We start from the raw sequence: 7,221 nt of genomic DNA, 5'->3' as shown, positions 1-7,221 counted from the left end.
TCGGGGACGCTCTCGCAGGTGATTTTCCCCTTACCCTGCCAGGTTAGTGCTTTCATGAACGTCCCTTTATATCATTTGTGGAGCGGAGCCGGGCCCTCGATGACGCGAGGGCCCGTGTAACTTAGGCTGCCTCTTTTGCCTTGGCTGGCGTTGCCTTGTCTGGCGTTGCCTTGGGCTGGGGCTTTTCGGAAGTGCCGTCAGCAAGCTCGGTGAGAAGAGCATCAGTGCGCTTCTCCTCCTCGAGAGTTTCGCCAAGCAGAGCTTCGGCCTCGCTGTAGCCGAGCTTCTTAGCCCATGTCTTCAGAAGGCCATAGCGGGAAATCTCATAGTGCTCGATTGCCTGCGCGCAGCCGATCAGCACGTCATCGGCGGCCTCGGTATCACCAAAGTCCCCAAGGTCTTCCTCCATTTCGGATGTCAGGCCCTGCATGGCTTCGCACGTCTTCGCGCGAGCCGGCTTGTTGATGATCTCGAACACCTGGGTTAGTCGCTCAACCTGATAGGCGCTCTCCTCAGCGTGCTTCGTGAAAGCGTTTTTCAAACCGGGGGCTTTGGCGGCCTTGGCCGACTTCTTGAGCGCCTTCACCGACTGCTTCTCGGCGTAATAGACGTCCTTCAGCGTTTCGTAGAAGGCGTCTTGTAGGGTCTTCTCGGTCATTGCTTTTCTCCAGAGTGACCATCGAGATGATGGCTATGGCCACACAACGACAGTGAAGGCTCTCAGCCTTTGACGCTGGACCTCAAATTTCCGCGGGGTCCAGTTCGGTCGGTGTAGCGCACGGCGACTATCTTATGATGCTATAGTTTGAGCGCTGCTCTCAGAACCGTCGTCACCTCTTTTATGACATCCTCTGTCTTTCCGGACTTCACGGCGAAATCGACGCCGGCATCCAGGTGGCTGGTCAGAATCAACAAAGCAACTTCCCGCATTGCGGCGGTCACAGCATTTGCTTGTTGAATTTCGTCAAGACAATACCGATCCGCCTCTAACATTTGTATAAGGCCACGCACCTGGCCCTCGATCCGGCGGAGGCGCTTGAGCAAAGGATCACGTTCCTCCGGAGAACGTGACACAAACAGCTTCCCCTCGCGAAACTCGTAGTCCATGACCCCGTAGTACTCCCCGACAGTATCTAGAGCGCTGTCACCCCTAGGGAGTTGCTGACATGTTTATGAGAATTGACCAGCTGCAGGCTGCACTACCAGAGCCCAAGAAACCCGACCCCAACGCCGCGACTGCGCTCCAGGAATTGCTAGGCGGCAAATACGGCGAGATGTCGACCCTGGGCAACTACATGTTCCAGAGCTTCAACTTCCGTAACAAGACCAAGCTTCGTCCATTTTACAGTCTCGTCTCGGCGATTTTTGCTGAAGAACTTGGCCACGTGGAACTCGTCAGCACAGGCATTGCCATGCTGAACAATGGGCCTGGCGATCCAACTCCGGACGTGGATGTCTCCAAGGCGCCGTTCAACGCCATGCAAGACACTGTGCTGCCGGGTGCCTTCCTGTCCAATGGCGGTGGTGCAACGCCGGTTAACAGCAATGGCCTGTCTTGGAACACCGACATGGTGACCACGACCGGCAACGTGATCATCGACCTGCTGCACAACTTCCATCTCGAATGCGGCGCACGCATCCACAAGCTGCGCGTCTACGAGACGATGAAAGAGCCGACCGGCCGTGAAGTCTGCGGCTACCTGCTGGTCCGCGGCTCTATTCACGCTCACGCATACGCGCTGGCGCTGAAGAAGCTGACAGGTGTCGAGATCGAGAAGATGCTGCCCACGCCGAATATCAACCTAGATCGCATCCCCGAGTGCCAGAAGTACCTGGCTGAAGGCAGCCATCGTCGCCTGTATACCTTCAGCCCAGGCGACTACGGTGAGGCATCAGGCATCTGGGGCAATGGTGAGATGGCGCTGCCGGGCGATCCGCCGGGCGAGTTGGAGGTCGTCGACGGACATCCCGAGGGCGGCAAGATCCCGGAACTACTCGGCAACTACGGTGCGTTTGCTCCGAACTACGCACCGGAAGAAATGTTCGACATTGCCAGCAAGCTCTACAAGAAGTCTCGCTAAAAGAGCGTTGGCCGGGGGCTGGTATGCCCCCGGCCTTTCTACCAGGCATGTCGCCTACTGACCAAGAAGTGGATGTGCCTGTGGAACAAGAGCCGAAGAGCAAGGTCGTGGCGATCACCGGCGCTGGGTCCGGGATCGGATTGGCAGCCGCGCTGCACTATGCAAGCAGAGGATGGCTTACCGGGGGATGCCTCTCCAGTCCGCCTACTCGACCACTAAATATGGACTACGCGGTTTCACCGAGGCGGTTCGGGCTGAACTGATCAACGAACGATCCCACGTCCATGTGACGATGGTGCACCCGCCGTCCGTGAACACCCCGTTTTACAGCCACGCCGGCTCGGTCATGGGCGACAAGTCGCCCCGTCCGCCACCGCCCGTCTACCAGCCGGAGATCTTGGGCGAAGCGATCTATCTCGCTGGAACGATGAAGCGCCGGGAATGGCGCGTTACGGGCGAGACGGTTGCGTTCAGCATCGCGAACAAGGTCGTTCCCGGTCTGCTCGACGTCGCCTCCGGCTTTGCCGGAATCCGCGTCCAGCAAACGGCGCGGCAGGACGTCGCAGACCGTCGTGATCCAAATACGTTTACGCCATCTACCAAGCCTTCGGGAACCCACGGGCCGTTCGACGGCGAGTCCTTGAAAACCAGTGCCCAGTGGTGGCTGAGCAAGAGCCCGGCTCCTGTAAGGATCGGTTTGGGGCTCCTCGCAATTGGATTGCTCCGCGCGGCACGGCGGAGGCATTGACCATGCAACGCCCAGCTCTAGTCCTGAGCGGCGGTAACGCTCTTGGAGCGTATCACGTGGGTGCCTGGAAGGCGTTGGACGGTGCCGGTGTAGAGCCGGGTTGGATCGTGGGAACATCGATCGGCGCGCTTATGGCGGTCATCATCGCCGGCAACGCACCGGGAAACCGGGTCGCTGCACTGGAGGAGTTTTGGCGGCGTGCTTCGGTCTCCGACGGCGGGGCATCCATACTGCCAGCATCCCTGCGCGCGCCGGTGCAGTATGGTCAGGCGCTGGTCAGCCGCATGTTCGGCCGGGCGCCTCTCTTTACCATGCGGGTGCCCGACCTGACCGGAAGGAATGACACACCAGGCTTATTCGATGCCACGCCGATGCGGCGGCTCGTCGCCGAGTTGGTGGACTTCGAGCGGGTGAATAGCGGCGACATCCGCGTCACTGTAGTCGCACTTAATCTCGCAACAGGGGGTGAGGTCACCTTCGACACAGCTGAGGCCCCGTTGCAGTTGAACCATGTCATGGCCAGCGCGGCCCTTATCCCCGACTTTCCACCCGTGGAGATCAACGGTTGCCACTACGTTGACGGTGGGCTGTCGTCAAACCTGCCCGTGCACGTCATATTTGATGATCTCGCCGCAGAGGGTAGCGCCCCCCTGACGTGCTTCGCAGTCGACCTGTTCCCCTCAGCCGCGCCGTTACCACGCGGCCTTCTGAAGGCGGCGCAGCGCCAAAGCGATTTGATTTTCGCCAGCCAGACAGTACGGGCCCTCCTTCAGCTGCAGCGGCGCTGGGCAGGACATCGACCCGGCGGGACCATCTTCCACATCGCCTATGAGGCGAACGAGCAGGAGACGGCGTTGAAGGGGTTCGATTTCGGGAGCGGTAGCATTGCGCGGCGCATTGCCGACGGTCAGCAGGACATGGAGCGCCAGCTAGAGATATTCCGGGCAAATGCAGCGGCAGTGGAGGGGCTCACCATCCATGCGCACCCCCCTGGAACCAACACGTGAGCAGGAAGCCGACGCCTGGCGTGATGCCGGAAGATCGCCAAGTTCATCTGACAGCACTTCGGAATGCCAAGATGGCAGAATCCGCGCATGCGTACGTTCGTGGCAGCACGGTCCGGTTCTACGAGTGGCTCGAGCAGACGCCCCGGGCGGCAATACCCGACGGCCCTCCTGTGTGGATTTGCGGCGACTGCCACGTGGGGAATCTAGGTCCGATTGCCGCTAAAGACGGGTCACTGGACATCGCCATCCGGGACTTGGATCAGACGGTGATCGGCAACCCGGCGCACGATCTGATGCGGCTGAGCCTGTCATTGGCGATGGCGGCACGTGGATCCGATCTGCCCGGCGTCACGACCGTTCACATGCTCGAGCGCCTGATCGAAGGTTATGGCGCCGCTCTGGAGAATTCGGAGCAGGAGGTGGAGGCAGGCTATCCGGAAACCGTCAAACTTGCCATGCGTCGAGCCGCCGGCCGTTCGTGGAAGCATTTAGCCGACGAGCGGATCCAAGGCATCGATCCCGTAATCCCCCTTGGAAGTCGATTCTGGCCGCTTGCGCCGGGTGAAAAGGAGGCTTTGGGACAGGCTTTTGGCCGCGAGGACGTCCGCCGTCTGATTACGTCTCTGCGCTCGAGGGATAACGACGCGCCTGTTCGTCTCGTGGATGCAGCATATTGGCGAAAGGGATGCAGCTCGCTTGGGCGCCTGCGCTTTGCCGCTTTGGTCGCCGTCGGCAAGGGTAAGGCCCTGCGGCATTGCCTTATGGATTTTAAAGAAGCGGTGGCGGCAGATGTCCCAAGCAGTGACGGCAACGAAATGCCGCAGGACAACGGTGAACGTGTTGCACAGGGTGCCAGGCAACTGTCGCCCGATCTCGGCGAGCGTTTGCTGCCCATCCGACTTATGAGCAAGGCGCTGTTTATGAGAGAGCTGTTGCCGCAGGACCTGAAGCTCGAGATTGAAGTGCTGAGTAAAGACGAGGCCATGCAGGTCGCCGAGTATCTTGCAGCAGTGGTCGGTCGAGCCCACGGGCGGCAGATGTCGCAGGCCGATCGTCAAGCTTGGTCTGCCGAGCTCCGGCGGAACCGCTCGAAGACGTTGGATGCTCCGTCCTGGCTATGGTCGGGGACCGTTGACTTGGTAGCCGCCCACGAGGCGGCGTATCTTGATCATTGCCGCCGACACGTCCTTGCGCTGGATCCGTAGCAACATGGGGGACACACGTCCGGTCGTTAGCCGTATTCTTGAGACATCGCTTTATGTCGCAGATCTCAGCCGCGCTTTGGCGTTCTACGAACGAGTTTTCGGGTTCGAGATCATGCTGCAGGATGAGCGCATGATTGCCCTCGCTGTTCCAGGACGCCAGGTCTTGCTGCTGTTCGTCCACGATGGTTCGATCAAGCCAAGCGCGACACCATTTGGAATGATTCCGCCGCACAATGCCTCTGGACAGCAGCACCTGTGCTTCTCCATAACCCATGCAGAGCTGGAGCGCCGGGCTAGCCATCTGGCCTCTTGCGGCATTGCCATTGAAAGCCGTCTTGATTGGTCGAAAGGCGGATCAAGCTTATACTTTCGCGATCCCGATGGTCATTCTCTGAAGGTAGGCACGCCGGGACTGTGGTAAAACGATCAAGGCCCGTAAATTCTCAAGGCATCTCATTCAAGAGGTAAGACGATGACAGATAAGTCTACGCATACGACAGGCAACGATCCGCTCGAGGGAGTGGATCCTGGTGGTACACGCCCAACGAAACCCGGTAATCCGGACAAGTCTGGGCCCGCAAAGCCTGAAAATGTCAGCAAGGAGCAGACAGTGGTCAGCGGTAACCAAAACCAGCCGGCTAACGAGAGAGCAAGATAGGAGCATGTCGCCTGTGTCACCGCATGGTGACCAAATGAGCACGATCCCAATCGGTGGGTCAGGATAAATGTTAGGAACGTCAATGAGCATCTTTGGCGCGATCACGAACAAAATCTTTCAAGGCGGACCGGTTGAAACTCAAACCACTATAATGCAATCCATCGCGCAGACCGCACCGGAGACCGTGCCTCAGGCTGAAGCGGCCTCGCCTACTACGTCATCATCTTCGAGCCAGCCCGTAGACGTGGAGGTAGTCTTGGGCGAGATGACCGCGCGAAAAGACGGCGGCCGAAATTACCAGACATCCATTGTGGATTTGCTCAAGCTACTTGACCTCGATTCAAGTCTACAGGCCCGGACGGAACTTACGACTGAGCTGGATATTCATGCTGGATCCGATGGATCGGCTGACGAAAACGTCGCGCTCCATAAAGCAGTCATGAGAAAGCTGACAAACAATGGCGGCAAGGTGCCAGAAAGCATGAGAGGCTAGCTGGACCTGGCGTGATGCTATGGAGGACCGTATGGCTGGTGAACGAGTGACAATCGAGAATTCCGCAACGTGGGATCCTTCGACGGCATGCTTCTTTAAATGACTGCTCTCCAACCCAATTGCGTGAGGATCAATCCAAGCTGTAAGCTGGAACCTATCGATTCAAGTATGCCAATCCGGCAAGCCCTGTTAACGGTGACGTCTTTGCAAAAGGCGACTTATTCACCGTTCTGGCGACTTAAACGCCGAAGCGGAGCTGTTTAACAATACCGATCCACGTGGGCCGATATTCTCTAGATCAATCGACTCGCTAAGGCCTTGTCTCGGCTACGGTCTCTTCTCCTACCTAAGCTGTTGAAGCTCTTGGACGGGAAGGTGACTGGATCATCCATGTCAATGGGAGCGCGACTGCGCACATGATTGCCATCCCCCAAAACGCTGACGGTCCAAACGTGGCGTAGAGCGGGCCAGACGCCACAGTCACCAGTGCGGCCGTGGCTCCCATTGCCACAGTCGCGTAGAATGCCTGCGCCGTAGCAGCGAGGGTGGCAGGTACAACACGCCCAATCATGTCCATGCAGGCAAGGTGCAGCATGGCAAATGTTAGTCCATGTAACGGCTCAACGAGAGCCATGGCCGGAAACCACGCTGTTCGAGCCGCTGTGCCCCAGCGGATGATCCCGGCGGAAGCGGCCAAAACCATCGCTCGCCTTGGGCCAAGCTTTTCTAACAAGCGAGATCCAAAACCCGCAAACACTGCCACTTCCGCTGCTACGGATAGAGACCATAGGATGCTGACTTCTACTGCCGACATCCCGGCAGCCCGCCAGCGTATCACTTCAAAGCCGTCGTGGAGAGCATGGCTTCCACCAACCAGGGCCGCGATGCCCATCAACTGGGCAAAGGCCGGGTTGCGCGCGAGTGACCAAGCTGATTGCTGGTCACCAGCGGTTTGGTTGGAGTCCGGCCCAGCGACCCGATTTGGCAACAGCCACGCTACGGACGCCGCCAGCGCGAGTAGTCCACCAT

General features: G+C 58.8%; 9 protein-coding genes. 6 read left to right on the top strand and 3 right to left on the bottom strand.

Annotation, left to right across the window (positions count from 1 at the left end):
* Positions 1-121: 121 nt before the first annotated feature.
* Positions 122-658, bottom strand: coding sequence for a ferritin-like domain-containing protein (locus tag GSQ76_RS03090; protein WP_158742450.1), 537 nt, complete (start codon positions 656-658; stop codon positions 122-124).
* A gap of 140 nt (positions 659-798) precedes the next feature.
* On the bottom strand, positions 799-1,107 hold the full coding sequence (locus GSQ76_RS03085) for a metal-sensitive transcriptional regulator (RefSeq protein WP_158742449.1): 309 nt from the start codon (positions 1,105-1,107) through the stop codon (positions 799-801).
* A gap of 59 nt (positions 1,108-1,166) precedes the next feature.
* Here GSQ76_RS03085 and GSQ76_RS03080 point away from each other — a divergent pair, with 59 nt between their 5' ends.
* The 6 genes from GSQ76_RS03080 (at position 1,167) to GSQ76_RS03055 (ending at position 6,192) form a co-directional block, all read left to right on the top strand.
* Positions 1,167-2,081, top strand: coding sequence for a manganese catalase family protein (locus tag GSQ76_RS03080; RefSeq protein ID WP_158742448.1), 915 nt, complete (start codon positions 1,167-1,169; stop codon positions 2,079-2,081).
* Positions 2,082-2,268: 187 nt separating this feature from the next.
* Positions 2,269-2,829, top strand: a complete 561-nt coding sequence (locus GSQ76_RS03075) for an SDR family NAD(P)-dependent oxidoreductase (RefSeq protein WP_216850867.1) — start codon at positions 2,269-2,271, stop codon at positions 2,827-2,829.
* 2 nt (positions 2,830-2,831) lie between these two features.
* A complete protein-coding gene (locus GSQ76_RS03070) occupies positions 2,832-3,836 on the top strand; it encodes a patatin-like phospholipase family protein (protein WP_256366958.1) in 1,005 nt (334 codons plus the stop codon).
* A 71-nt stretch (positions 3,837-3,907) separates the two neighbouring features.
* On the top strand, positions 3,908-5,041 hold the full coding sequence (locus tag GSQ76_RS03065) for a DUF2252 family protein (RefSeq protein WP_254070216.1): 1,134 nt from the start codon (positions 3,908-3,910) through the stop codon (positions 5,039-5,041).
* The gene (locus tag GSQ76_RS03060) at positions 5,001-5,462 is read left to right on the top strand and encodes a VOC family protein (protein ID WP_216850866.1); all 462 of its coding nucleotides are present in this window, start codon (positions 5,001-5,003) and stop codon (positions 5,460-5,462) included. Before GSQ76_RS03065 ends, GSQ76_RS03060 begins: the two co-directional genes overlap by 41 nt.
* A gap of 319 nt (positions 5,463-5,781) precedes the next feature.
* A complete protein-coding gene (locus tag GSQ76_RS03055; RefSeq protein WP_158742445.1) occupies positions 5,782-6,192 on the top strand; it encodes a DUF3597 family protein in 411 nt (136 codons plus the stop codon).
* A 346-nt stretch (positions 6,193-6,538) separates the two neighbouring features.
* On the opposite strand, the gene GSQ76_RS03050 is transcribed toward GSQ76_RS03055, so the two are convergent.
* A partial coding sequence (locus tag GSQ76_RS03050; protein ID WP_174247280.1) for an MFS transporter occupies positions 6,539-7,221 on the bottom strand: 683 nt, incomplete at its 5' end.

Origin of the sequence: Acidisphaera sp. L21, assembly GCF_009765685.1 — a bacterium.
In the GTDB taxonomy this organism is placed as follows: domain Bacteria; phylum Pseudomonadota; class Alphaproteobacteria; order Acetobacterales; family Acetobacteraceae; genus LMUY01.
The sequence above is the reverse complement of the archived record's forward strand: the minus strand, read 5'-3'. Positions and strand labels throughout refer to the sequence as shown.